The sequence below is a fragment of the Kitasatospora sp. NPDC114501 genome, assembly GCF_055633695.1.
The window spans coordinates 616,587-640,961 of the sequence record NZ_JBVKDS010000002.1; the positions used below are offsets into that span (position 1 = coordinate 616,587).

A 24,375-nucleotide genomic window follows, 5' to 3' on the forward strand; every position below is an offset into this window, starting at 1 on the left:
TGCCGCAGAGGACCCGCGACGACGTGTTCGACACCCTTTCCGATCGCCTCGCAGCGACGTTCAAGAACCTCCGGGGCAAGGGCCGCCTGAGCGAGGCGGACATCGACGCCACCGCCCGCGAGATCCGCATCGCGCTGCTGGAGGCGGACGTCGCGCTGCCGGTCGTCCGGGCCTTCATCAAGCAGGTCAAGGAGCGGGCGCTCGGTGCCGAGGTCTCCGGTGCGCTGAACCCGGCGCAGCAGATCATCAAGATCGTCAACGAGGAGCTCATCGCGATCCTCGGTGGCGAGACCCGCCGGGTGCGGTTCGCCAAGAGCGGCCCGACGGTGATCATGCTCGCCGGCCTCCAGGGCGCCGGTAAGACCACCCTCGCGGGCAAGCTCGGCCACTGGCTGAAGCAGCAGAAGCACACCCCGCTGCTGGTCGCCTGCGACCTCCAGCGCCCCAACGCGGTCAACCAGCTCCAGGTGGTCGCCGAGCGCGCCGGCGTGGCCTTCTACGGCCCGCAGCCGGGCAACGGCGTCGGCGACCCGGTGCAGGTGGCCAAGGACTCGATCGAGTACGCCAAGCAGAAGCAGTACGACGTCGTCGTCGTCGACACCGCCGGCCGCCTGGGCATCGACGCCGAGCTGATGCAGCAGGCCGCCGACATCCGCGCCGCGGTGAACCCGGACGAGGTCCTGTTCGTCGTCGACGCGATGATCGGCCAGGACGCGGTCACCACCGCGCAGGCCTTCCTCGACGGCGTCGACTTCACCGGTGTGGTGCTTTCCAAGCTCGACGGCGACGCCCGCGGCGGTGCGGCCCTGTCGGTCGCGCACGTCACCGGCCGGCAGATCATGTTCGCCTCCAACGGCGAGAAGGTCGACGACTTCGACGCCTTCCACCCGGACCGGATGGCCTCGCGCATCCTCGGCATGGGTGACGTCCTCTCGCTGATCGAGAAGGCCGAGCAGACCTTCTCGCAGGCCGAGGCGGAGAAGATCGCCGCCAAGCTGCGCGGCGGCCCGAAGCAGTTCACCCTGGACGACTTCCTGTCCCAGCTGGAGCAGGTCCAGAAGATGGGCTCGATCTCCAAGCTGCTCGGCATGCTGCCCGGCATGGGCCAGATCCGGGACCAGATCAACAACATCGACGACAAGGACGTCAACCGGGTCGGCGCGATCATCAAGTCGATGACCCCGACCGAGCGCGCCGAGCCGGAGCTGATCAACGGCTCCCGCCGGGCCCGCATCGCCAAGGGCTCCGGTGTCCAGGTCGGCGAGGTGAAGAACCTCGTCGAGCGGTTCTTCGAGGCCCGCAAGATGATGTCCGCGATGGCCTCCGGCAAGGGCGTTCCCGGCATGCCGGGGATCCCGGGCATGGGCGGCGGCGGGAAGAAGTCCGCCAAGAAGGCCCCGCAGGCCAAGGGCAAGCGCAAGAGCGGCAACCCGCTGAAGCGCGCGCAGGAGGAGGCCGAGGCCGCCCAGCGCCGCGCGCTCGGCCCGGGCGCCGGCCAGGCCCCGGCGGACGGCGGCGCGTTCGGCCTCGGCGCGGGCAAGGGCCCGGCCGACTTCGAGCTGCCCAAGGAGTTCAAGGACATGCTGTAGCCCTTGAACGCCGTCTGGTCATCCTCCGATCACCGCCTGATCGTCAGTGATCGGTCTTGATCCATTGCGGTCGGCCCGTCGCCCGGTTTCCCGGGCGGCGGGCCGATCGCGTGTCCGATGAACCGCGTGTCCGATGATGGGGGCATGCGAGTGATGATCAGGGCCCCGAGGGCCGAGGACAGGGTCGCGTACGCCGAGGCGGTCCGGCGGTCCGCCGAACACATCGGCCGGTGGAACCCGGTCGAGCCGGACGGACTGCCCGACCTGCTGAAGCGCCAGGGGTCCGGGCTGCGCACCTTCCTGATCCTCGACCGGGACACCGGCGGACTGGTCGGCAAGGTGAACGTCGCCAACATCGTGATGAGCCGGTTCTGCAACGCCACGCTCGGCTACGACTCGTACCTCCCGTTCAACGGCACCGGACGGATGACCGAGGGCATGCGGCTGGTCGTGGACCGCTGCTTCGCCCCGCAGTCGGCCAACGGGCTGGGGCTGCACCGGCTGGAGATCAACGTCCAGCCGGACAACGAACGCTCGGTCGCGATGGCCAGGCGGCTGGGCTTCCGGCACGAGGGCTTCTCCCCGCGGATGCTGTTCCTCCAGGGGGACTGGCGCGACCACGAGCGGTTCGCGCTGACCGCCGAGGAGTGGCCGGGCGCGACGGCGTAGCCGCTGGTGGGACGGCCCGGGAGGGGGCGTGCGGAGGGCCGGGCGCGGCGTTGCGATTGGCTCGCCCGAGCGCCTGTCCGTATTGTCCGACGGGTGACCGAACCCGTGCCGCCACGTCAGACCCCCGACCAGCCCTGGCGTTCGGAGGGCGCTCCGCCCCCGCCGCCGCCCAGGCGCCGGATGCCCGGCGGCTGGGTGGGCCTCGCCCTCACCGCCCTCGTGGTGTTCCTGATCTCGGACCTGCTGCTGTCCTTCTTCGGCCCCGCCGGTGCGACCACGATCTCGTACACCGAGTTCAACAACCAGCTGAACAAGGGCAACATCACCAAGATCTACGCCAAGGGCGACGCGATCGAGGGCACCCTCAAGGCGGCCCAGCCCAAGCCGGACGGCGGCAAGGGCGACTACACCGAGTTCGAAACCCAGCGGCCCTCCTTCGCGGGCGACAACCTCTGGACCACCCTGCAGCAGCAGGGCGTCGAGGTCACCGCCACCTCGCCGGTCCAGCAGCGCAGCTTCCTCACCAACCTGCTGCTCTCGCTCGCCCCGATGCTGCTGCTGGTCTTCATCTGGGTGCTGCTCGCCCGCCGGATGGCCGGGGGGCTCGGCGGCGGGCCGCTCGGCCGCAAGGCGCCGCCCAAGCCGGTCACCGCCGAGGAGGGCAGGCGCACCACCTTCGCCGACGTGGCCGGCATCGACGAGGTCGAGGCCGAACTCACCGAGGTCGTCGACTACTTGAAGAACCCCGAGCGGTACCGCAGGCTCGGCGCCAAGATGCCGCGCGGGGTGCTGCTGAGCGGCCCGCCCGGAACCGGCAAGACCCTGCTGGCCCGGGCGGTGGCCGGCGAGGCGAACGTGCCGTTCTTCTCCGCCTCCGCCTCCGAGTTCATCGAGATGATCGTAGGCGTCGGCGCCAGCCGGGTCCGCGAACTGTTCGCCGAGGCCCGCAAGGTCGCGCCGGCGATCATCTTCATCGACGAGATCGACACCATCGGCCGCCAGCGCGGCGCCGGCGGCGGCATGGGCGGGCACGACGAGCGCGAGCAGACCCTCAACCAGATCCTCACCGAGATGGACGGCTTCAGCGGCTCCGAGGGCGTCATCGTGATCGCCGCGACCAACCGGGCGGACGTGCTCGACCCGGCGCTGCTGCGCCCCGGCCGCTTCGACCGCCGGATCACCGTCAGCCCGCCCGACCGGGAGGGCCGCGCCGCGATCCTGCGCATCCACAGCCGCAGCGTCCCGCTGTCCGGCGACGCCGACCTCAACCAGCTGGCCAAGGTCACGCCGGGGATGACCGGAGCCGAGCTCGCCAACCTGGTCAACGAGGCCGCGCTGCTGGCCGTCAAGCGCGAGCAGGACGCGGTCAACGAGCGGGACCTCTCGGACGCCCTGGAGAAGGTCCAGCTCGGCGCGGTGCGGCCGCTGGTGATGCCGCAGGAGGAGCGCGAGCGGACGGCGTACCACGAGAGCGGGCACGCGCTGCTGGGCATGCTCCAGCCCGGCGCGGACCCGGTCCGCAAGATCACCATCGTGCCGCGCGGCCGGGCGCTCGGCGTCACCCTCTCCACCCCGGAGAACGACCGCTACTCGTACACCGAGCCGTACCTGCGCGGCCGGATCATCGGTGCGCTCGGCGGCATGGCGGCCGAGCAGGTGGTCTACGGGGTGATCACCACCGGTGCGGAGAGCGACCTGGAGCAGGTCACCAACATCGCCCGGGGGATGGCGGGACGCTGGGGGATGAGCGAGCGGGTCGGCCGGCTCACCGCGGTGCCCTCCGACCCGCAGGGCGCGTACGGGCTCTCCGCCGCGCCGACCACCCTGGACGCGGTGGACGAGGAGGCCCGGCGGATCGTCTCCGAGTGCTACGACGACGCGGTGCGGATCCTGACCGAGCAGCGGCACCGGCTGGACGCGCTGGCGGCGGCGCTGCTGGAGGCGGAGACGCTGGACGAGGAGGCGGCGTACCGGGCGGCGGGGGTGCCTCGGGAGGGGACCTCGACGGGTTCCGGAGGAGCGGGAAGGGCCGAGGGGGCCGAGGGCTCCGGCGCGTCCGACGCGTCCGACGCGTCCGATGGGCCTGATGGGCCTGACGGGCCTGACGGGAAGTCGATCGACCGGGCGTGAAGCAGGGTGCCGGGGGCGCTCGCCGTGGTGGCGGGCGCCCCCGGTTTGCGGGCTAGCGCGGGCGCTCGGCGACCAGGTAGCGGAACAGGTTCTCCATCCGCACCGAGCCGTCCGCGCGCAGGTACGGCTGGAGCGCCTCCTCCAGCTCCTTGGCCACCAGCGAGGCGCCGGAGAACTCCTCGGCCGGTTCGAACAGGCCGGTGGAGAGCAGGCCCCGCACCGCGCTGTCGAGATCGGGGTAGGCGAACGGGCAGCTCACCCGGCCGCTGCCGGCCGGGCGCAGACCGGCCGGGGCGAGCAGGTCCTCCAGGGCGCCGGGCGCGCTCAGCTCGAACGGGTCGCGCGCGGTGGTCCGGCCGGCCATCCTCCGGGCCACGTCCAGCACCGGCGCGCTCTCGCAGCGCTCCGGCGGGCCCCAGGCGGCCAGCACCACGTGCCCGCCCGGGAGGGTGAGCCGGGCGGCTTCGCCGACCACCGGACCGGACCCGGCGCCGCCGGGCAACTGCTCGAAAACCGTCACCAGCGAATGGGCCGAGCGGGGGACGGCGGCGGCCGTCCCGGACCCGGCGCACACCCGCAGCCGACGGTCGTGGGCCAGCTCGCGCAGCTCGTCCCGCGGCTCCTGCCCGGCGACCTGGGCGCCCCGGCCGGCCGCGATCAGCAGGGCCAGTCCGGACCGGCAGCCCAGGCCCAGCACGCTGGTCGCCGGGCCGACCTCCAGCCGGTCGTAGACCGCCTCGTAGAGCGGTACCAGCATGCGTTCCTGGATCTCCGCCCAGTCGCGCGCCCGCGCGGAACGGGCGGACCCGGTCCGCGGGTGGTGCGGTCGTGCGCCCGCCGGTCGTGCGGTCGTGCCGGTCGTCCGAGCTGAAGCCATGGCGGCCTCCCATCCGGTCCTTCGGTGTGCTGCTACGGCTCCCCCAAAGTCCCGCCCCACACCAGCCAACAGCGGGTCGGGCCCGGCGTCCAGAGGGGTGCGGGGTGGTGCGCGCCCGTCGCGGTGGTGCGCCCCCGTCCGGCGATGCGGCGCGTCCCCGTCCGGTGATACCGATTCGAAACCGGGGCCCCGGGCCCCGTACCATTCGCCCCATGGCTAAGGCACCCGTTCTCACCCCTCAGGCGGAAGACTTCCCGCGCTGGTACCAGGACCTCATCAACAAGGCCGAGCTGGCCGACAACGGTCCGGTGCGCGGCACCATGGTCATTCGACCGTACGGCTACGGCCTGTGGGAGCGGATGCAGCAGGAGATGGACGCGCGGATCAAGAAGGCCGGCGCGCAGAACGCCTACTTCCCGATGTTCATCCCGCAGTCCTACCTGACCAAGGAGGCCGAGCACGTCGAGGGCTTCGCCCCCGAGCTCGCGGTGGTCACCCACGGCGGCGGCAAGCAGCTGGAGGAGCCGGTCGTCGTCCGGCCGACCTCCGAGACGATCATCAACGAGTACTTCTCGAAGTGGGTGCAGAGCCACCGCGACCTGCCCCTGCTGATCAACCAGTGGGCCAACGTGGTCCGTTGGGAGCTGCGCCCGCGCGTCTTCCTGCGCACCACCGAGTTCCTCTGGCAGGAGGGCCACACCGCCCACGCCACCTACGAGGACGCCCGCGACTACGCGTCGATGATCCACACCCAGGTCTACGGCGACTTCATGACCAACGTGCTCGGCATCGACGTCGTGCTCGGCCGCAAGACCGCCAAGGAGCGCTTCGCCGGCGCCATCAACACCCTCACCCTCGAGGGCATGATGGGCGACGGCAAGGCGCTGCAGATGGGCACCAGCCACGAGCTGGGCCAGAACTTCGCCAAGGCGTTCAACACCACCTACCAGCTGCAGGGTGCCGAGCGCGAGTACGTCTGGCAGACCTCCTGGGGCGTCTCGACCCGCATGGTCGGCGGCCTGATCATGTCCCACGGTGACGACAACGGCCTGCGGGTCCCGCCGCGCCTGGCCGCCGTCCAGGCCGTCGTGCTCGCGATCAAGGGCGACGACGCGGTCATCGCCAAGGTCCGTGAGATCGGCGCCCAGCTGGAGGCCGCCGGCATCCGGGTCGTGGTCGACGACCGCACCGACACCCCGTTCGGCCGCCGCGCCGTCGACTGGGAGCTCAAGGGCGTTCCGCTGCGCATCGAGGTCGGCCCGCGCGACCTGGAGAACGGCACCGCGATGCTGGCCCGCCGTATCCCGGGCGGCAAGGAGCCGGTCTCCATCGACGCCCTGGCCGCGCTGCTCCCGGGCGTGCTGGAGGAGGACCAGGCGCTGCTGCTGCGCCAGTCCCGCGAGCGCCGCGAGTCCCGCACGGTCGATGTCAAGACCGTCGACGAGGCCGTCGAGGCCTCCGCGACCGGCTGGGGCCGGATCTCCTGGGCCGAGCTCGGCGCGGAGGGCGAGGCCAAGCTGGCCGAGCAGGGCGTCACGGTGCGCTGCATCGTCGCGGCCGACGGCTCGGTGCCGCAGGCGGACGACCAGGAAGGCAATGTCGCGATCGTCGCCCGCGCGTACTGACCTCCGTCCGGTGTTCGGCGGATGTCCCCTCGATGTCCGCCGGACGTCCGTCGTGCACGGGTAATGGCCGTCACCGGCGACATTTGCCCGGAATGCGGATGGGTAAGAATCCGGTAACTGTTGAGGGGCGTCCCAGCGGTGGACATCCCTACTGGCCGGTCAACTCCCGGTATTAACGGAATAGCGGTACGGTGTACGGCCCGTGGCCCTGTCAATCCGGCAGGCCCACGGGCCGTACGTCCTGGGTGGCGACAGCCCGCCTCCCGGACGGAATTCAGCAGGCCCGTCGGCGTTGCGACGGGCCGAAACCGGCAGGGGGTTGGTCTTGCGTCAGATCCGGAACGCGCAATTCGCGCGCGGCCTTGCATTCCTGGGAGTTCCCTGTGAATTCCCCGGGAACGAGAACATGCGGAACATCGGCTCGCACTCCATCGTTGGTCTAGCGTGAGCACGACACAGCCCCTCGTTCTCGCGGCCGAACTGGCCGCCGCCTGGAGCGACATCCAGGCCTACCACCAGGACCTCCCCGACCTCGCCTCGCCCGAGGCGCTGATCGGAGAGTCCTCCTCGGCCTGCGGGACGCGGCTCGGATTCGAGCGCCTCCTCCATGAGGCCGCCCACGGTCTGGCCGCGGCCCGGGACATCCGGGACACCTCGCGGGCCGGCCGCTACCACAACCGGCGCTTCCTGATGCTCGCTTCCGAGCTGGGCCTGGCGCACCCGGTCGAACCGCACGCGAGCAGCGGCTTCTCCCAGGTGACCATGCTCAAGGAGACCCAGGAGCGGTACGCCGAGACCATCGAGCGCCTGGACCGCGCCCTGGGAGCGCACCAGGAGGCGGTGGCCGGCGACGGCGCGACGCGCGCCTTCCGCGGCCCGGCGGCCCGGCACGGCTCCTCCGGGGGCGGCGTGCGGGTCAAGGCGGTCTGCGGTTGCGGGCGCAACGTCCGGGTCGTCCCGTCGGTGCTCGCGCAGGCGTCCATCGTCTGCGGGGCGTGCCAGCAGCCGTTCAAGATCGCGTAGTCGGCCGACGTCCCGGCGGGCTGCTGTGCGGGCAGCGGTCCCGCCGGAATGAGCGGTGCGGCGTCGCAGCCGTGAGCGGTTGAGCGCTTGAGCACCTGAGCACCTGAGCAGTGCAGAGTGAGCGGTACAGCAGGACAGCGGTGATGTCTTCGGGTTGGACCGGGAGCGGGGGCTCCCGGTCGAGCCCTGACCGGGCGCCCGGTCCCGAGTACAGGCGGTTCTCGCCGATGTGGCAGAATGGACAGCTGAGTACTCGGCAGCCGGGTAAGGACCCCTCTCTCCTACGGCTGGCGTGTCCCTTGAACGGTCCGCCGCGCAACCCCACGCGATGGCGAGCCCGTTCACCCACGTCAACACCAGGAGAATCCACTCCCGTGGCAGTCAAGATCAAGCTGAAGCGTCTCGGCAAGATTCGCTCCCCGCACTACCGCATCGTCGTCGCCGACGCCCGCACCAAGCGTGACGGCCGCGCGATCGAGGAGATCGGCATCTACCAGCCGACCTACAACCCCTCGAAGATCGAGGTCGACAGCGACCGCGCCCAGTACTGGCTGTCCGTCGGCGCCCAGCCGACCGAGCCGGTGCTCGCCATCCTGAAGCTGACCGGCGACTGGCAGAAGTTCAAGGGTCTGCCGGCCCCGGCGCCGCTGAAGGTCGCCGAGCCGAAGGTCGAGGACTTCTCGCACCTGTTCGCGAAGGCCGTCGCCGGCTTCGAGGACGCCACCACCGGCGTCGCCATCACCCCGAAGGCCAAGAAGTCGGACAAGGCCGAGGCTGAGGCCGACGCCGCCGCCGAGGCCTGATCGTGATCGAGGACGCCCTCGACCACCTGGTGAAGGGCATCGTCGAGCACCCCGACGAGGTGCAGGTGCGCTCGCGCAACCTGCGTCGGGGTAACACCATCGAGGTGCGGGTGCACCCCGATGACCTCGGCAAGGTGATCGGCAGGGGTGGCCGTACGGCGCGCGCGCTGCGCACCGTGGTCGGCGCCCTCGGCGGTCGCAACGTCCGGGTCGACCTGGTCGACGTGGACAACATTCGCTGACGCTGCTGCTCGTTCAGCCGTCAGGGCTTGTGAGGCCGACCGGGACGCATGTCGTCCCGGTCGGTCTTTCGCATTTCCGTTCGCATTTCCGTCGCATCATCGCTTCGCAGCCCGTCGCTTTTCGTTTCGGCTCAGGAACTCCAGGAGAACGATCACCGTGCAGCTCGTCGTCGGCAGGATCGGCCGTGCCCACGGCATCAGGGGGGACGTCAGTGTCGAGGTCCGCACCGACGAGCCGGAACTCCGGCTCGGCCCCGGTGCCGTCGTACTCACCGACCCCGCGTCGGTCGGACCGCTGACCGTCGAGTCCGGGCGGGTGCACAGCGGCCGGCTGCTGCTGCGCTTCGCCGGCGTCAAGGACCGCAACGCGGCCGAGGCCCTGCGCGGGACCCTGCTCATCTCCGAGGTCGACCCGGAGGAGAGCCCCGAGGACCCGGAGGAGTACTACGACCACCAGCTGATCGGCCTGGACGTGGTGCTGCTCGACGGCACCCCGGTCGGCGAGCTGACCGAGGTCGTACACCTGCCGTACCAGGACCTGCTCACGGTCCGGAAGGCCGACGGGACGGAGGTGCTGGTGCCGTTCGTCACCCAGATCGTGCCGACCATCGACCTGGAGAACCAGCGCGCCGTGATCACCCCGCCGGCCGGGCTGATCGACCCGGAGTCGGCCGAGGTCGCGGGGACCTCCTCGGCCGAGGGGGCCGAGGGCCCGGAGGAGTCGGAGTGACCGTCGAGGAGAACGCCGGGGCGGGCGACGCGGCTGTTTCCGGCGGCGCGGCGGCCGGCGGTGCTGTTTCCGGCGACGCAGTGTCCGGTGGCGTGCAGAGCGGCATGCGGATCGACGTCGTCACGATCTTCCCCGAGTACCTGGAGCCGCTGGACGTCTCGCTGGTCGGCAAGGCCCGCGCCCGCGGCCAGCTGGACGTGCACGTCCACGACCTGCGCGGGTGGACCCACGACGTGCACCGCACGGTCGACGACAGCCCGTACGGCGGCGGCCCCGGCATGGTGATGAAGCCCGAGCCGTGGGGCGAGGCGCTGGACGCGGTGGTCGCCGCCGGCCCCGAGGGGCAGGTGCCCACCCTGGTCGTGCCGACCCCGAGCGGGCGCCCGTTCACCCAGGAGCTCGCCCAGGAGCTGGCCGGCCGCCCCTGGCTGGCCTTCACCCCCGCCCGGTACGAGGGCATCGACCGCCGGGTGATCGAGGAGGCGGCCACCCGGATGCCGGTGGTCGAGGCCTCGATCGGCGACTACGTGCTGGCCGGCGGTGAGGTCGCCGTGCTGGTGATGGTCGAGGCGATCGCCCGGCTGCTGCCCGGGGTGCTCGGCAACGCCGAGTCCCACCGCGACGACTCCTTCGCGCCGGGCGCGATGGCCGACCTGCTGGAGGGCCCGGTCTACACCAAGCCCGCCGAGTGGCGCGGCCGGACGGTGCCGGACGTGCTGCTCAGCGGCAACCACGGCAAGATCGCCCGCTGGCGCCGTGAGCAGGCCTTCGCCCGGACCCTGGCCAACCGGCCCGACCTGGTCGAGCGCTGGCAGTACGGCTCCTTCGACAAGAAGGAGCGGGAGGCGCTGAGCATCCTCGGCCTGGCCTGGGACGAGCGGCTCGGCCGATTTCGGTCCGTGGCCGGTGATGTGGAAGAATAGGCCGCTGCTGTCTGTCGCTGGTTCCCTTTCGTAGGGGGCACGTGGACCGGCGCCCCCGCCACGGGGGGACCGTCGTCAGCCGATGCGGCCCGCAGCACACCCCATTGAGACGATTTTCCGTGGGCGGCCCGTGGCGCCTGCGATGGAGAGCAACATGAGCAACAAGCTCGCTGCTGTCGACGCGGCCTCGCTGCGTACCGACATTCCGGCCTTCCGTGCCGGTGACACCCTGAAGGTCCACGTCCGGGTCATCGAGGGCAACCGCTCCCGTGTCCAGGTCTTCCAGGGCGTCGTCATCCGTCGCCACGGCGCCGGTATCGGTGAGACCTTCACCGTCCGCAAGGTCAGCTTCAACGTCGGCGTGGAGCGCACCTTCCCGGTGCACACCCCGGTCGTCGAGAAGATCGAGGTCGTGACCCGCGGTGCGGTTCGCCGCGCCAAGCTGTACTACCTGCGTGACCTCCGCGGCAAGGCCGCGAAGATCAAGGAGAAGCGCGACCGCTGATCCACCGGCCCCCGGCCTCGCCGGGGGATCGGAACGCTCAGAGGGGGCCGAACGGCCGCAAGGTAAGCTCACCCCCCGATGAGCACGCACGAACCACCCGCGGACCGCGACGGCAGTCCCGCACCCACCGGTGCGGACTCGCTGTCGCGGTCCGCGGTCGTTTCCGGGAGCGATTCCGCGGCCGTCTCCGGTGGGGCCGCCGCCGGCGGTGCGGCGGCGGACGGCGTCGAGAGCCCGGAGCGCGGCGGCGGGCCGGCGCGCGGTGAGGTTCTGGAGCGGGCCGAGGGGCCGGCCCAGGCCGACGGCCCCGAGCGCGCCGAGGATCCGGAACAGGCCGACGGCTCCCGCGAGGACGACCCGGATCAGGACGAGGAGCCCGGGCACTCGCGTTCGCGCGACCTGCTGCTGTTGGTCGGGATCTGCCTGACGGCCCTGCTGCTGGTGAACGCCTTCGTCGCGCGACCGTTCGCGGTGCCCTCCGGGTCGATGGAGCAGACCCTGCGCCCGGGCGACCGGCTGGTCGCGAACCAGCTCGCCTACGCCTTCGGCGGCCACCCCCGGCGGGGCGACGTCGTGGTCTTCGACGGGACGGGCTCCTTCCTGCGCGAGTCGGCGAAGCCGTCGGGCTTCCGGGACGGCCTGCGCTCCTTCGCGCAGGACCTCGGCCTGGCCCCGGCCGGGGACACCGTCTACGTCAAACGGGTGATCGGCGTCGGCGGGGACCGGGTGACCAGCACCGGCCCGGGCGCCCCGATCACCGTCAACGGCGTGCCGATCGACGAGACCTCCTACCTGTTCCCGGGCGACGATCCGTCGAGCGTGGCCTTCGACGTCGTCGTGCCGGACGGCGAGCTGTGGGTGATGGGCGACCACCGCAGCGCCTCCCGGGACTCCCGCGACCACCTCGGCGAGCCCGGTGGCGGCTTCGTGCCCGAGGAGAAGGTGATCGGGCGGGCGGACTGGGTGGTCTACCCGTTCTCCCGCTGGACCAGCCTGGACCGGCCCGCGGCCTTCGCCGTGACTGCGGGAACGGGTGGTCATGGGGACCAGGGGTAAGGGGCGGCTCGCCGATCGCCCGGCCGCCGACCGCCAGGCCGCGAACCCGTCGGCTGCCGGCCGCCGGGCCGCCAGGGGAGCGTCCGCGAGGGGAGCGGGAGGGGACGGTGCGGCAGGCCGCGGTCCGACCGGGACCCCGCCGGCCCGCGGCCGGGCCGATCGACGGCGCAGTGCCCGCAAGGCGGCCCGTCGGCGCAAGCGTTCGCTGGTGCGCGAGGTGCCGCTGATCATCCTGGTGGCCCTGCTGGTGGCGCTGGTGATGAAGACCTTCCTGGTCCAGGTGTTCGTGATCCCCTCGGGCTCGATGGAGCAGACCATCCTGATCGGGGACCGGGTACTGGTCGACAAGCTGACCCCCTGGTTCGGCAGTGAGCCGCAGCGCGGCGACGTCGTGGTGTTCAAGGACCCGGGCGGCTGGCTGGAGCGCGACCACAAGCCGTCCGGGGACGGCCCGGTGCTGGGCGCGACCAAGCAGGTGCTGACCTTCGTCGGACTGCTGCCCTCCGACGACGAGCAGGACCTGATCAAGCGGGTGATCGGCGTCGGCGGGGACACCGTCGAGTGCTGCGACGCGCAGGGGCGCCTCAGCGTCAACGGCCGTCCGGTGGAGGAGTCCTACCTCGCGCCGGGCAACCCGCCTTCCCGGCAGACCTTCAAGGTGCTGGTGCCGCAGGGGAGGCTGTGGGTCATGGGCGACCACCGGGACGTCTCCGCCGACTCCCGTTTCCACATGGGCAATCCGGGACAGGGGACGATCCCGTTGGGTGACGTGGTCGGTCGCGCGTTCGTGATCGCCTGGCCGCTGGACCGCTTCCATCAACTCGATGCGCCGAGTTCACTCTCCTCTCTCTCCCGGATGCCGCAGGCCGGTGGAACTGCCGCGGGATCGGTGGGCGTTGGGCCGGTTCCTGTGGAACCTCCGCTCGTTATGGGGGTGTTGGGCATCCTTCCGCTCGTGGTTCGCCGGTCCGGGCGGCCTCCGGAGTGAGCCGCGCCGGCCGCCGACCGGACAGGCCTCGCGTGTGGGACCGCGAGCCGGATGCCTTGGAGTGATAGAGAAGTGCAGGTGCGGCCGGGAGTGCTCCCGGCCGTGGGCCGAGGCCGTGCTGGTGTCAGGGGAGTCCGCGATGGGCAGCCCTGAGGCGTTCATGGTCGTGGTGAGCGTGGTGCCCGCTGTGCGGCACTCTGAGCGCGGGCGCGCAGGCGTCCGCACAGCAGGGAGGAGACGTTGTGGGGGATTTGGTGATCGGCGCCCGGTCAGGCGCCGGAGAGCCCGAGGGCCCGGGCCGTCGGGCGGACCGGTCCGCCGAGTCCGCGTCCTCCTCGGCCTCGGTCGAGGACGCGGCGGCCCAGACGGCCGACGGGCAGGGTGGCACCGGTTCGGAGGACCCCCCGGACTCCCCGCACCCGGGGGCCGAGCCCGCGGACGGGTCGGAGTCGGAGGCTCCGTCCAAGCCGCGCAAGCCGCGCTCGTTCTGGAAGGAACTGCCGATTCTGGTCGGCATCGCGCTGATCCTCGCACTGGTGATCAAGACCTTCTTCGTCCAGGCGTTCTCCATTCCGTCGGAATCGATGCAGAACACGCTGCAGGTCGGCGACCGCGTCCTGGTGGACAAGCTGACCCCCTGGTTCGGGGCCGAGCCCGAGCGCGGTGAGGTCGTGGTGTTCCACGACCCGGGCGGCTGGCTGAACGACGAGCCGACCCAGCAGAGCAGCAACTCCTTCCTGCGCGGCGTGCAGGACGTGCTCAGCTTCGTCGGCCTGATGCCCTCCGCCAACGAGAAGGACCTGATCAAGCGAGTCATCGCGGTCGGCGGGGACACCGTCGAGTGCGAGGGCGACGGGCCGGTCAAGGTCAACGGCGTCGCGCTCAACGAGCCGTACGTCTACCAGGGCAACACCCCCTGCGGCGACCGTCCGTTCGGCCCGGTCAAGGTGCCCAAGGACCGGATCTGGGTGATGGGCGACCACCGCGCCAACTCGCTGGACTCCCGCTTCCACATGGACCAGCCGGGTGGCGGCACCGTCCCGGTGGACAACGTGATCGGGCGCGCCTTCGTGGTGGCCTGGCCGGTCGACCACTGGTCGACGCTGCCGGTGCCGGACACCTTCGACCAGAAGGGCCTGGCGGCGGCCGCGCCGATGGCGCCCCCCGTGGCCGGCGCGGTGGGGGCCGTCGCCCTGCTCCCGCTGGTGCGTCGGGTGCGGGGTCGCGCGGAGCGCCGCAAGGAGTCCTGAACTCGACCGGATCGTGTTCCCCCGGGTTGTCCCCGGCTCTTGCGCGGGCCGTGGTACCGACGAGTAATCTTCTCGGACGTGCCACGGCCCGTCGGCTTTTCCGCCCGTGCCTCCGGCGTGCCAGTGGTGATCTCCGGTCGGCCAGAGGTGGACGGTTCTGATGAGCAGTGTCGTGGAGCAGACGACCGACCACCCGAGCGCGCCCGCCCGTGCGGGCCGTCGGCCGGCCACGGTGCTGCAGGGCGTCGCGCTGGCGCTCGGGCTGGTGCTGATGGTCGGCGGCTTCGCGCTGATCGCGATCGACTACCGGCCGTACAAGATCCCCACCGCTTCGATGCACCCGACACTTCGAATCGGGGACACCGTGCTCGCCCGCAAGGTCGGCGGCGGCGACGTCGGGCGGGGCGACGTGGTGGTCTTCCGGGACCAGGCCTGGGGCAGCGAACTCATGGTCAAGCGGGTGGTCGCGGTCGGCGGGGACACCGTCGCCACCACCGGGGCCGAGCACCGGCTGACGGTCAACGGGCAGCCGGTGGACGAGCCCTACCTCGCGACGCAGGGCCGCCAGGGCGACTCGTTCAGCGTGACGGTGCCGCAGGGCCGGCTGTTCCTGCTCGGTGACAACCGGGTCGGCTCGCTCGACTCCCGGACCCACCTGGAGGTCGACGGCGGGACCGTCCCGGCCGACGCCGTCGAGGCCAGGGTCGAGGCCACCGTGCTGCCCTTCGACCGGATGGGCCTGCTCGACCGGGTCACGGGCTTCGACGGCTTCGCGGGCCCGAAGGCCTCGCAGCCGGGGCCGCTGGGGCCCTTCGCCCTCGCCTCCGTCGCGGGCGCGGCGCTGATCCTCGTGACCTCGGCGGTGGGCGGGGTGGCGGGCCTGGCCCGCCGGATCCGGGGGCGCAGCTCCTGAGCGGGACCGTCGCCCGGCGGGCCGCTCTGCCGAACATCGCCCCGGACGGCCGCGCCGGGTGGCAGGATCGGTAGCGCCACCGATGCGAACGGAAGGAGCGTGGAGCGCTGCCATGACAGCACGGCGTCGCAGGGCGGCGCGGATCCTGCTGCTGGACGGGCTGGACCGCATCCTCCTCTTCCTGGGGGCCGACCCGGCCACCCCGGGGGAGACGTGGTGGTTCACGCCCGGGGGCGGCTTGGAGGCGGGGGAGGACGTGCGGGAGGCCGCCGAGCGGGAGCTCGCCGAGGAGACCGGCCTCCGGGGTGTGAACCTGGGGCCCTTGGTGGCGTACGGCACGGTGTCGTTCTCCTTTCAGGGACAGCGTTACGAGCAGGAGCAGTGGTTCCACCTGGCCCGGACTACGGCGACGGACCTGGACCACTCGGGCATGGGTGCGGACGAGCACGCCCAGCTGCTCGCGGCGCGCTGGTGGACGGTCGAGGAACTGAGGGGGACCGCGGAGACGGTCTATCCGGTCGGACTGGTGGACTTCCTGGAGCGGCTGCTGGCCGAGGGCCCGCCGGTGGATCCGGTACGGCTCTGACCGCGGGTGCGGTGGTCCACAATGGGTGGACGTGACAAATGAGGGGACGCCTGGATGAGTGCCGAAGATCTCGAGAAGTACGAGACCGAGATGGAGCTCAAGCTCTACCGGGAGTACCGGGACGTCGTCGGCCTGTTCAAGTACGTGATCGAGACCGAGCGACGGTTCTACCTCACCAACGACTACGAGTTGCAGGTGCACTCGGTCCAGGGCGAGGTGTTCTTCGAGGTGTCGATGGCGGATGCGTGGGTCTGGGACATGTACCGGCCGGCCCGGTTCGTCCGCAAGGTCCGGGTGCTGACCTTCAAGGACGTGAACATCGAGGAACTCGCGAAGAGCGATCTGGAGCTGCCCTCGGACGAGTCCGGCTTCGGGAGCTGACGTTGGACGACTCCGTCCCGCGTTGTCCAGCCGAATTTCGCGGGAACGGGGCTTCTCACCCCTGCGGGTGACAAAAATTGTCGACAAGTCCGGGTTATCCACAGGGAACGGGAAATCCCGGGCCTCGCCGTGCGCAGTGGTGCAGCCTCCTCGGCGGAGGTGGTCACCATGCAGCACACCGTCGTGCAGGACCAGGCCGTACCGGACGCGGCCGCAGCCGGGAAGGCCCCGCGGGCGATCCCGGACCGCAGCACCAAGAACGGGCTCGGCCGCTACGGGGAACGGGTCGCCGCCCGCCGACTCACGGAGGCCGGGCTCCGCATCCTGGACCGCAACTGGCGCTGCGTCGAGGGCGAGCTGGACATCGTCGCCCTCGACGGCGACACCGTGGCGGTCTGCGAGGTGAAGACCCGCTCCGAGCGGGGATTCCAGCAGCCCACCGAGGCCATCGACCGGACCAAGGCCGCCCGGCTGCAACGCCTGGCAGAGCGCTGGATGGCCGAGCGCTGGCCCCGTCACTTCGCCGAGTTGGCCGGGCCCGGCTACGACCCGGGGCCCACCGATCCCCAGTGGCCGCCCGCCCCACCGGGCGGGGTGCGGATCGACCTGGTCGCGGTGGTCAACCGGGCGCGGGGTGCGGCCCTGGTCGACCACCTGCGGGGGGTGGTCTGAGATGGCCTTCGCCCGTACCTGTTCCGTCGCGCTGGTCGGCGTCGACGGAGTGATCGTCGAGGTCCAGGCCGATCTGGAGCCCGGGGTGGCCGCGTTCACCCTGGTCGGCCTGCCCGACAAGGCGCTCACCGAAGCCCGCGACCGGGTCCGTGCCGCGGTCGTGAACAGCGGCGAGGCCTGGCCGCAGCGCAAGCTGACAGTCGGCCTCAGCCCCGCCTCGGTGCCCAAGAGCGGCAGCGGCTTCGACCTCGCGGTGGCCTGCGCCGTGCTGGCCGCCGCCGAACGGCTCGACCCCTCCGCCATCGCCGATCTGCTGATCATCGGCGAGCTGGGGCTGGACGGCCGGGTGCGGCCGGTCAGAGGGGTGCTGCCGTCGGTGCTGGCCGCCGCCGACGCCGGGTACGAGCGGGTCGTGGTCGCCGAGCAGACCGCACCCGAGGCCTCGCTCGTCCCCGGGGTGACGGTGATCGGCGTCCGCAGCCTGCGCCAGCTCGTCGCCATCCTGACCGGCACGCCGGCACCGGAGGAGCCGCCCGATCCGATCAGCGGCCGGCCGGATCCGCTGATGGCCGGGTTGATGCTGCCCTGCGCGGGTGTGCGGGGCCTGCCGGACGACCGGACGGCCCGGCTCGACATGGCCGACGTGGCCGGCCAGTACGAGGCCCGGCGGGCCCTGGAGATCGCGGCGGCCGGAGGACACCACCTCTATCTGAAGGGCCCACCGGGCGCGGGCAAGACGATGCTGGCGGAGCGGTTGCCCGCGCTGCTCCCGCCGCTGACCCAGAAGGAGGCCCTGGAGGTCAGCGCCGTCCACTCGGTGGCGGGGCTGCTCCCGGCCGGGCGTCCACTGATCGACACCGCCCCCTACTGCGCCCCGCACCACTCCACGACGATGCCGGCCATCGTCGGCGGCGGCAGCGGCCTGCCGAGACCGGGGGCGGTCTCGCTGGCCCACCGGGGCGTGCTCTTCCTGGACGAGGCGCCGGAGTTCCCGGTCCGGGTGCTCGATGCGCTGCGCCAGCCGCTGGAGTCGGGCGAGGTGGTGATCGCCCGCTCGGCCGGATCGCTGCGGCTCCCGGCCCGCTTCCTGCTCTGTCTGGCGGCCAACCCCTGCCCGTGCGGCCGGTACTCGCGGCGGGGCGAGGGCTGCGAGTGCACCCCTGCCATGGTCAGCCGCTACCAGGGGCGGCTCTCCGGGCCGCTGCTGGACCGAGTGGACCTCCAGGTCCAGGTGGCCCCGGTGACGAGGGTCGAGCTCATGGAGCGGGACACCACGGCGGAGACCACCGCGACCGTCGCGGCCCGGGTGCTGGCCGCGCGGGAGCGGGCGGCGTCCCGGCTGGCGAACACCCCGTGGCGGACCAACGCGGAGGTACCGGGCCACGAGCTGCGCACCCGCTGGCAGCTCGCGGCCGGGGCACTCAACGACGCCGCGCGGCAGTTGGAGCGGGGGCTGCTGACCGCCCGGGGCCTCGACCGGGTGCTCCGGGTCGCCTGGACGGTCGCCGACCTCGCCGGACGCGACCGGCCGGACCAGCGGGACGTACGCACGGCCCTGGTCCTGCGTACGGGGGTGGAGCACGGGCTGCCGCTGACCGAGCGGGTCTTCGGCCGGCTCGGCGGAATCCCGGCGCAGCGCGGCAGCCCGGAGGACGGTCGGCCCGGCAAGCCCGAGGCGCCGGACGAGAAGCCGCGGAACCAGGAGGGTGACGTATGAACCAGGTGCTGAGGCAACCTCGAATCCCCACGGCGGCCGAGGCCGGGGCCGTGACCGCGACCAACACCGGATTCGAGCCCGAGCGCCTCGCCCGGGTGCAGCTCGGCCGGATCAGTGAACCGGGGGACGCGGTGGTCGGCCGGTGGCTCGGCCGGCTCCCCGCCGTCGACGTGGTCGAGGCGATCCGGGACGGAACGGTGCCCGACCACCCCGGACTGGACGCCACCCGACTGGCCGGGTACCAGGCGAGGCTCCCCGGGCTGGACCCGCAGAGGGACCTGAAACGGGTACGGGACGTCGGTGGACGGTTCATCATTCCGGGGGACACGGAGTGGCCCAGTCAACTCGACGACCTGGGTGACGGACGTCCGATCGGGCTCTGGGTGGCGGGCACCGGCTCGTTGCGGCTGCTCGCGCTCCGCTCGGTCGCGATGGTGGGCTCCCGCGCCTGCACGGCCTACGGAGCCCATGTCGCGGGGGAGTTGTCGGCCCAACTGGCCGAGCGCGGCTGGGTGGTGGTCTCCGGGGCCGCCTACGGGATCGACGCCGCCGCACACCGCGGGGCACTCGCGGTCGGTGGGATGACCGCCGCCGTGCTCGCCTGCGGCGTCGACGTGGCCTACCCCAAGGGCAACGCCGAACTGATCCGGCGGATCGGCGTCCAGGGCCTGCTGGTCAGCGAACTCCCGCCCGGGGAGCACCCGAACCGCTTCCGCTTCGTCCTCCGCAACCGGGTGATCGCGGCGCTCACCCGGGGAACTGTGGTGGTCGAGGCGGCGGTGCGCAGCGGCGCCCTGAGTACGGCCAGACGCGCGCGGGACCTCAACCGCCACACCATGGGCGTCGCAGGCCCGGTGACGTCGGCGCTCTCCGCCGGGGTGCACGCCCTGATTCGCAGCGGCGGCGCCACCCTGGTCACCGACGCGGCCGAGATCACCGAGCTGATCGGGGCGATCGGGGACGACCTGGCGCCGCAGCGCAGTGGCCCGGTGCTCCCGCGCGACCTGCTGGAGCCGGCGGTGGCCAGGGTGCTGGAGGCCGTACCGGCGACGGCGGAGGGCGCACCGGTCGAGCGGCTGGCCCGGCAGTCCGGTCTCCCGCCGGACGAAGTCCTGCAACGCCTCTACGAGTTGGGATCGCTCGGCTACGTGGAGCGGCACGGTGCGCACTGGCGCGTGGTGCGGAGGAGGTGAGCACCGGAACGGAGAACACGCTCGCGCCGGGGGAACGCGCGTCGGAGCCGCCCTGCTGACCTGCCGATCCGGTTCTCCTGTTCGTCGCCTGGATCCGGTGTGCGAACGCCACCGGATCGGGGGACGACCGGGTGGCGGTAGCGCTTTGCAGTGAGTCGGTCACGCTACGCTCCACCTGCCTTCCCTATCAGCACATGACTCGGCAGAACGGCGCAGACCAACGCATGCCCACACACATTCCCGGACACAGAGTGACCGGTGGTGCTCGGTCCTCGGGAGGGCCGCGGACCGACCGGCGCCCCGCGCCCGACTACCCGTCGAAGCCGGCGGGGGCGATGGGAGGCCTGTCGCGCCAGGGCGGCCGGCCGACGGTGGTGCCCCAACCTGCGGATGCGGCCCGAGACACCGAGCCGGCCCAGGGCGTCGACGTGGCCGGCCCCGCGGGCGCACCCGTCGGTACGCCCGCCGGCGCACCCCCCGGCGCGGTCGTCGACAGCGCGCCCCGGCCACTCGAAAGCGCGCCTTCCCCTGGTGCCACCCCCCCGGCCTGCGCCTCGCCGGTGTCCGGCTCACTGGCGTCCGGCGCACTGGTGCCCGCCTCGCCGCTGTCCGCGCCCCGCCGGGAGGGGACGGCCGGCGGCGGTCAGGGGCAGGAGGCCAGGCAGGCCGCGGCCCAGGGACGCACCGCGCTCGAGGCGCTCTGGCGCTCCTACAAGGAGACCGGGGACCAGCGGCTGCGCGAGCAGCTGATCCTGCACTACTCACCGCTCGTCAAGTACGTGGCGGGGCGGGTCGGGGTCGGTCTGCCCTCCAACGTCGAACAGGCGGACTTCGTCTCCTCCGGGGTCTTCGGGCTGATCGACGCGATCGAGAAGTTCGACATCGACCGCGCCATCAAGTTCGAGACCTACGCGATCAGCCGTATCCGCGGCGCGATCATTGACGAGCTGCGCGCCCTGGACTGGATCCCGCGCTCGGTGCGGCAGAAGGCGAAGGCGGTCGAGCGGACGTACGCGACGCTGGAGGCCCGGCTGCGCCGGACGCCGCACGAGCCCGAGGTCGCGGCCGAGATGGGCATCGCGATCGAGGACCTGCACGCCATCTTCAGCCAGCTGTCGCTGGCCAACGTGGTGGCGCTGGACGAACTGCTCCACCCGGCGGGGGAGGGCGGCGACCGGCTGAGCCTGATGGACACCCTGGAGGACCACGGCGCGGACAACCCGGTCGAGGTGGCCGAGGACCGCGAGCTGCGCAGGCTGCTGGCCCAGGCGGTCAACACCCTCCCCGAGCGGGAGAAGACGGTGGTGACGCTCTACTACTACGAGGGCCTCACCCTCGCCGAGATCGGACAGGTGCTGGGGGTGACGGAGAGTCGGGTGAGCCAGATCCACACCAAGTCCGTCCTCCAACTGCGCGCCAAGCTGTCGGACATCCGATAGGGCGCCGCACCCCGGGCGCTGCACCCCGGCTGTCGGCTGTCGGCCGTCGGACGCCGGTCGCGGGAAGCCGACCGTCGGGCCCGCGCCCCTTCGGATGCGCGGCGCCGTACCGGCCGGAGGTATGGCTCCGTACAGTGGGAGCGTGCCGAAGATCCGAGCGGCCACGGTGGCCGAGCATCGCCAGCTCCAGCGTGCAGCCCTCCTCGATGCTGCCCGCATCCTGCTCACCGAGGGTGGCATGGAGGCTCTGACCTTCCCCGCGCTCGCGGCGCGCACCGGGCTGGCGCGCTCCTCGGTCTACGAGTACTTCCGCTCCCGCGCCGCCGTGGTCGAGGCGCTCTGCGAGGTGGACCTCCCGCTCTGGGCGGCCGAGATCGAGGCCGGGATGGAGAGCTGCGACACCGCCGTCGAACGGATCGAGGCCTACGTCCGGGGCCAGCTGGCGCTGGCCGCCGACCCCCGGCACCGCGCGGTCGTGGCCATCTCGGCGCTGGAACTCGACGAGGCCGCGCGCGAGCGGATCCGGGCGGCGCACGGCAGGCTGGCCGGCCTGGTCGGCCGGACGCTGGAGGACCTCGGCCACCAGCAGCCCCGGCTCGCCGCGGCCCTGGTCCAGGGCGTCGTGGAGGCGGCGACCCGCAGGGCCGAGCAGGCTGCCGCCGGGGGTCGCGCCGGCTGTGCGACCGAGAGCCCCGAGGAGATCGCCGACGCCGCCGTCGCGATGGTGCTGCACGGGCTCGTCCGCACCTGAGCCCAGCTCCGAGTCCCGAGTCCCAACCGCCGGCCGGCAGCGCCCGGCGGCACGCCCTACCCGCCTCCGCCCGCCAACGGCAGCAGTCGCGCCGTGCCCGCGCCGAACAGGGCCAGCGGGTCCAGGTAGCGGCTTCCGCGCAGCAGCCCCCAGTGCAGGCAGTCGCGCCCGGCGCAGTGCCGCCCGTCCGCGGCGAGCAGTCCGACCGTCTGCCCCGCGCTCACCGGAGTGCCGACCGGGACGGTGCCGGTGACGGGCAGGTAGGTGGTCCGCAGCGGGGGAGAGCCCGAGCCGGGGTGGGAGACGGTCACCACCGGCCGCCCAGCGACCATCCCGGAGAACGCGACCACTCCGGGAGCCGCCGCGCGGACCTCAACCCCGGGCCCGGCGGCGAGGTCCACCCCCCGGTGCCCGGCGGCCCAGACCTTCGCCGGCGGCTCGAACCGGCCCAGCACCCCACCGGGCCCGCCCACCGGCCAGGCCCGAGCACCACCCCACCCGGCCCCGTGACCCGAGGCCGGAGCGCCATCCACACCGATACCGCCCGAGTTCCCGGAAGCCCCCGGAGCCCCCGGAGCCCCCGAAGCCCCCGAAGCCAATGAGACCCCTGAGGTCCCTGAGGCCCTCGGGGCGCCCGAGGCTCCCGACAGCACGAGCGCCACCGCCACCACCGCCGCCACCATCACCGACACCCTGCCGAACCGTCCGCGACCAGTCATGCCCGCAGGCTCGCCGCCCCGTCGCCCCCGCACCACCCACATCCGGATTCCTGTGGACAAACCACCCCCACGCCCGAACGTCATCCCTCGGACGGGTGTACGGGCGCCGCCATCCGGTGTACAAGCGGCATACCTGCGGCGTCCCCGGGCAGGCGACAGACCAGCCCGCGCCACCAGCGTGCCCCGCCACGCCCCCGCCGCCGCCCCGCCGGAACCGGCCCACCCCGGCCGTTCCCCGGGCTCCGCCCAGGTCCCGGCGGGCCCCCGGCCACGCGTGGAGTCGCTCGCCCCTCGGCGCTTCCCGTACACTTCACACGCGACCCGGTCCGCCGGGTCGACTTCGCACGCCCCGCCACCGGCGGTCGGACGCGGTTCGTCCGCAGCCCCGCCAGGTGCGAGTGCCGCTCGGTCCGCCGAGCCCGACCGGCCCCGGGCCGTGAGGGGAAAGCGGCTCGGCACGTTCGGGGCGTCAGGCGTGGCTGTCACCTGGCCGCCACGGACAAACCGAGCCTGACCCGGCTGTGGGCTATCGCTGCGACGCAGTGCCGCTGCCGGGCCGTAACACCAAGGAGCACGGCAATGGCCGTCGTCACGATGCGGGAGCTGCTGGAGAGCGGCGTCCACTTCGGTCACCAGACCCGCCGCTGGAACCCGAAGATGAAGCGCTTCATCATCACCGAGCGCAACGGCATCTACATCATCGACCTCCTGCAGTCGCTGAACTACATCGACCGCGCCTTCGAGTTCATCAAGGAGACCGTTGCCCACGGCGGCAGCGTCCTCTTCGTCGGCACGAAGAAGCAGGCCCAGGAGGCCATCGCCGAGCAGGCCACCCGCGTGGGCATGCCCTACGTGAACCAGCGCTGGCTCGGCGGCATGCTGACCAACTTCTCGACCGTCTACAAGCGCCTCCAGCGCCTGAAGGAGCTCGGCGAGCTGGACTTCTCGGACGTGGCCGGTTCCGGCCTGACCAAGAAGGAGCTCCTGGTCCTCCAGCGCGAGCACGACAAGCTGGAGAAGACCCTCGGCGGTATCCGCGACATGCAGCGCGTCCCCAGCGCCGTCTGGATCGTGGACACCAAGAAGGAGCACATCGCGGTCGGCGAGGCCCGGAAGCTCAACATCCCGGTCGTCGCCATCCTCGACACCAACTGTGACCCGGACGAGGTCGACTACAAGATCCCGGGCAACGACGACGCGATCCGTTCCGTCACCCTGCTGACCCGCGTGATCGCCGACGCCGTGGCCGAGGGCCTGAAGTCCCGCGCCGGTGTCGCCAAGGGCGACGCCAAGGCCGAGCCGGGTGCCGACCAGCCGCTGGCCGCCTGGGAGAAGGACCTCATCGAGGGCGAGAAGAAGGCCGAGGAGGCCCCCGCCGCCGAGGCTGCCGCCACCGAGGCCCCCGCCGCCGAGGCTGCCGCCACCGAGGCCCCCGCCACCGAGGCCCCCGCCGAGGCTCCCGTCGCCGAGGCTGCCGCCACCGAGGCGCCGGCCGAGCAGGCCTGACGTACCCAGGGTGAGGGGCACCCGCCGGTACGAAGCCGGCAGGTGCCCCTCTCTCCAGCGCCGGGACCGAACCAGCGGTCCCGGCGCC

Annotated in this window: 24 protein-coding genes; 22 read left to right on the forward strand and 2 right to left on the reverse strand. The window is 72.4% G+C overall.

Annotation, left to right across the window (positions count from 1 at the left end; genetic code table 11):
• Positions 1 to 23 precede the first annotated feature (23 nt).
• The 3 genes from ffh to ftsH all read left to right on the forward strand — a co-directional run bounded on the left by ffh (position 24) and on the right by ftsH (position 4,388).
• Positions 24 to 1,589 (forward strand): signal recognition particle protein, encoded by a 1,566-nt coding sequence (gene ffh / locus ACZ7RU_RS06170; RefSeq protein ID WP_470339775.1) that lies wholly within the window; start codon positions 24 to 26, stop codon positions 1,587 to 1,589.
• Between the two features lie 144 nt (positions 1,590 to 1,733).
• Positions 1,734 to 2,258 carry a GNAT family N-acetyltransferase gene (locus ACZ7RU_RS06175; RefSeq protein ID WP_470339714.1) on the forward strand — a complete coding sequence of 175 codons (525 nt, stop codon included), beginning with the start codon at positions 1,734 to 1,736 and terminating at the stop codon, positions 2,256 to 2,258.
• A gap of 93 nt (positions 2,259 to 2,351) precedes the next feature.
• Positions 2,352 to 4,388 (forward strand): ATP-dependent zinc metalloprotease FtsH, encoded by a 2,037-nt coding sequence (gene ftsH, locus ACZ7RU_RS06180; protein ID WP_470339715.1) that lies wholly within the window; start codon positions 2,352 to 2,354, stop codon positions 4,386 to 4,388.
• Positions 4,389 to 4,440: 52 nt separating this feature from the next.
• Here the strand turns inward: ftsH and ACZ7RU_RS06185 are convergent, their stop codons facing one another.
• Positions 4,441 to 5,265 carry a class I SAM-dependent methyltransferase gene (locus ACZ7RU_RS06185; protein ID WP_470339716.1) on the reverse strand — a complete coding sequence of 275 codons (825 nt, stop codon included), beginning with the start codon at positions 5,263 to 5,265 and terminating at the stop codon, positions 4,441 to 4,443.
• Positions 5,266 to 5,477: 212 nt separating this feature from the next.
• On the opposite strand from ACZ7RU_RS06185, the gene proS reads away from it, so the two are divergent.
• From proS to ACZ7RU_RS06275, 18 genes are all read left to right on the forward strand, one after another.
• Positions 5,478 to 6,890 (forward strand): proline--tRNA ligase, encoded by a 1,413-nt coding sequence (gene proS, locus ACZ7RU_RS06190; protein ID WP_470339717.1) that lies wholly within the window; start codon positions 5,478 to 5,480, stop codon positions 6,888 to 6,890.
• 444 nt (positions 6,891 to 7,334) lie between these two features.
• Complete coding sequence (locus ACZ7RU_RS06195) at positions 7,335 to 7,913, forward strand: hypothetical protein (protein WP_049650398.1); 579 nt, start codon at positions 7,335 to 7,337, stop codon at positions 7,911 to 7,913.
• A 374-nt stretch (positions 7,914 to 8,287) separates the two neighbouring features.
• Entirely contained in the window at positions 8,288 to 8,716 is a 429-nt protein-coding gene (rpsP, locus tag ACZ7RU_RS06200; protein ID WP_045700219.1) for a 30S ribosomal protein S16, read from the forward strand.
• Between the two features lie 2 nt (positions 8,717 to 8,718).
• Positions 8,719 to 8,958, forward strand: a complete 240-nt coding sequence (locus ACZ7RU_RS06205) for an RNA-binding protein (protein ID WP_030056773.1) — start codon at positions 8,719 to 8,721, stop codon at positions 8,956 to 8,958.
• A gap of 157 nt (positions 8,959 to 9,115) precedes the next feature.
• On the forward strand, positions 9,116 to 9,688 hold the full coding sequence (rimM, locus tag ACZ7RU_RS06210; RefSeq protein ID WP_470339718.1) for a ribosome maturation factor RimM: 573 nt from the start codon (positions 9,116 to 9,118) through the stop codon (positions 9,686 to 9,688).
• Positions 9,689 to 9,792: 104 nt separating this feature from the next.
• Positions 9,793 to 10,611 carry a tRNA (guanosine(37)-N1)-methyltransferase TrmD gene (trmD, locus tag ACZ7RU_RS06215; protein WP_470339776.1) on the forward strand — a complete coding sequence of 273 codons (819 nt, stop codon included), beginning with the start codon at positions 9,793 to 9,795 and terminating at the stop codon, positions 10,609 to 10,611.
• 154 nt (positions 10,612 to 10,765) lie between these two features.
• The gene (gene rplS / locus ACZ7RU_RS06220) at positions 10,766 to 11,116 is read left to right on the forward strand and encodes a 50S ribosomal protein L19 (protein ID WP_030056776.1); all 351 of its coding nucleotides are present in this window, start codon (positions 10,766 to 10,768) and stop codon (positions 11,114 to 11,116) included.
• A 78-nt stretch (positions 11,117 to 11,194) separates the two neighbouring features.
• A complete protein-coding gene (gene lepB / locus ACZ7RU_RS06225; protein ID WP_470339719.1) occupies positions 11,195 to 12,172 on the forward strand; it encodes a signal peptidase I in 978 nt (325 codons plus the stop codon).
• Between the two features lie 208 nt (positions 12,173 to 12,380).
• Positions 12,381 to 13,160: a signal peptidase I gene (lepB, locus tag ACZ7RU_RS06230; RefSeq protein ID WP_470339720.1), complete on the forward strand. Its 780-nt coding sequence runs from the start codon at positions 12,381 to 12,383 to the stop codon at positions 13,158 to 13,160.
• Positions 13,161 to 13,402: 242 nt separating this feature from the next.
• A complete protein-coding gene (gene lepB / locus ACZ7RU_RS06235; protein ID WP_470339721.1) occupies positions 13,403 to 14,410 on the forward strand; it encodes a signal peptidase I in 1,008 nt (335 codons plus the stop codon).
• Positions 14,411 to 14,570: 160 nt separating this feature from the next.
• On the forward strand, positions 14,571 to 15,323 hold the full coding sequence (gene lepB / locus ACZ7RU_RS06240; protein WP_470339722.1) for a signal peptidase I: 753 nt from the start codon (positions 14,571 to 14,573) through the stop codon (positions 15,321 to 15,323).
• Between the two features lie 112 nt (positions 15,324 to 15,435).
• On the forward strand, positions 15,436 to 15,909 hold the full coding sequence (locus tag ACZ7RU_RS06245) for an NUDIX hydrolase (RefSeq protein WP_470339723.1): 474 nt from the start codon (positions 15,436 to 15,438) through the stop codon (positions 15,907 to 15,909).
• 54 nt (positions 15,910 to 15,963) lie between these two features.
• On the forward strand, positions 15,964 to 16,290 hold the full coding sequence (locus ACZ7RU_RS06250; protein ID WP_188301739.1) for a DUF2469 domain-containing protein: 327 nt from the start codon (positions 15,964 to 15,966) through the stop codon (positions 16,288 to 16,290).
• A gap of 168 nt (positions 16,291 to 16,458) precedes the next feature.
• The gene (locus ACZ7RU_RS06255; protein ID WP_470339724.1) at positions 16,459 to 16,962 is read left to right on the forward strand and encodes a YraN family protein; all 504 of its coding nucleotides are present in this window, start codon (positions 16,459 to 16,461) and stop codon (positions 16,960 to 16,962) included.
• 1 nt (position 16,963) lies between these two features.
• Entirely contained in the window at positions 16,964 to 18,679 is a 1,716-nt protein-coding gene (locus ACZ7RU_RS06260; protein WP_470339725.1) for a YifB family Mg chelatase-like AAA ATPase, read from the forward strand.
• The gene (gene dprA, locus ACZ7RU_RS06265; RefSeq protein ID WP_470339726.1) at positions 18,676 to 19,872 is read left to right on the forward strand and encodes a DNA-processing protein DprA; all 1,197 of its coding nucleotides are present in this window, start codon (positions 18,676 to 18,678) and stop codon (positions 19,870 to 19,872) included. Before ACZ7RU_RS06260 ends, dprA begins: the two co-directional genes overlap by 4 nt.
• Positions 19,873 to 20,462: 590 nt before the next feature.
• The gene (whiG, locus tag ACZ7RU_RS06270) at positions 20,463 to 21,311 is read left to right on the forward strand and encodes an RNA polymerase sigma factor WhiG (protein WP_470339777.1); all 849 of its coding nucleotides are present in this window, start codon (positions 20,463 to 20,465) and stop codon (positions 21,309 to 21,311) included.
• 166 nt (positions 21,312 to 21,477) lie between these two features.
• A complete protein-coding gene (locus tag ACZ7RU_RS06275; protein ID WP_470339778.1) occupies positions 21,478 to 22,062 on the forward strand; it encodes a TetR/AcrR family transcriptional regulator in 585 nt (194 codons plus the stop codon).
• Positions 22,063 to 22,118: 56 nt separating this feature from the next.
• Here the strand turns inward: ACZ7RU_RS06275 and ACZ7RU_RS06280 are convergent, their stop codons facing one another.
• A complete protein-coding gene (locus ACZ7RU_RS06280) occupies positions 22,119 to 22,535 on the reverse strand; it encodes a peptidoglycan DD-metalloendopeptidase family protein (protein WP_470339727.1) in 417 nt (138 codons plus the stop codon).
• An 825-nt stretch (positions 22,536 to 23,360) separates the two neighbouring features.
• Here ACZ7RU_RS06280 and rpsB point away from each other — a divergent pair.
• Positions 23,361 to 24,287: a 30S ribosomal protein S2 gene (gene rpsB, locus ACZ7RU_RS06285; RefSeq protein ID WP_470339728.1), complete on the forward strand. Its 927-nt coding sequence runs from the start codon at positions 23,361 to 23,363 to the stop codon at positions 24,285 to 24,287.
• The last annotated feature ends 88 nt before the right edge of the window (positions 24,288 to 24,375 follow it).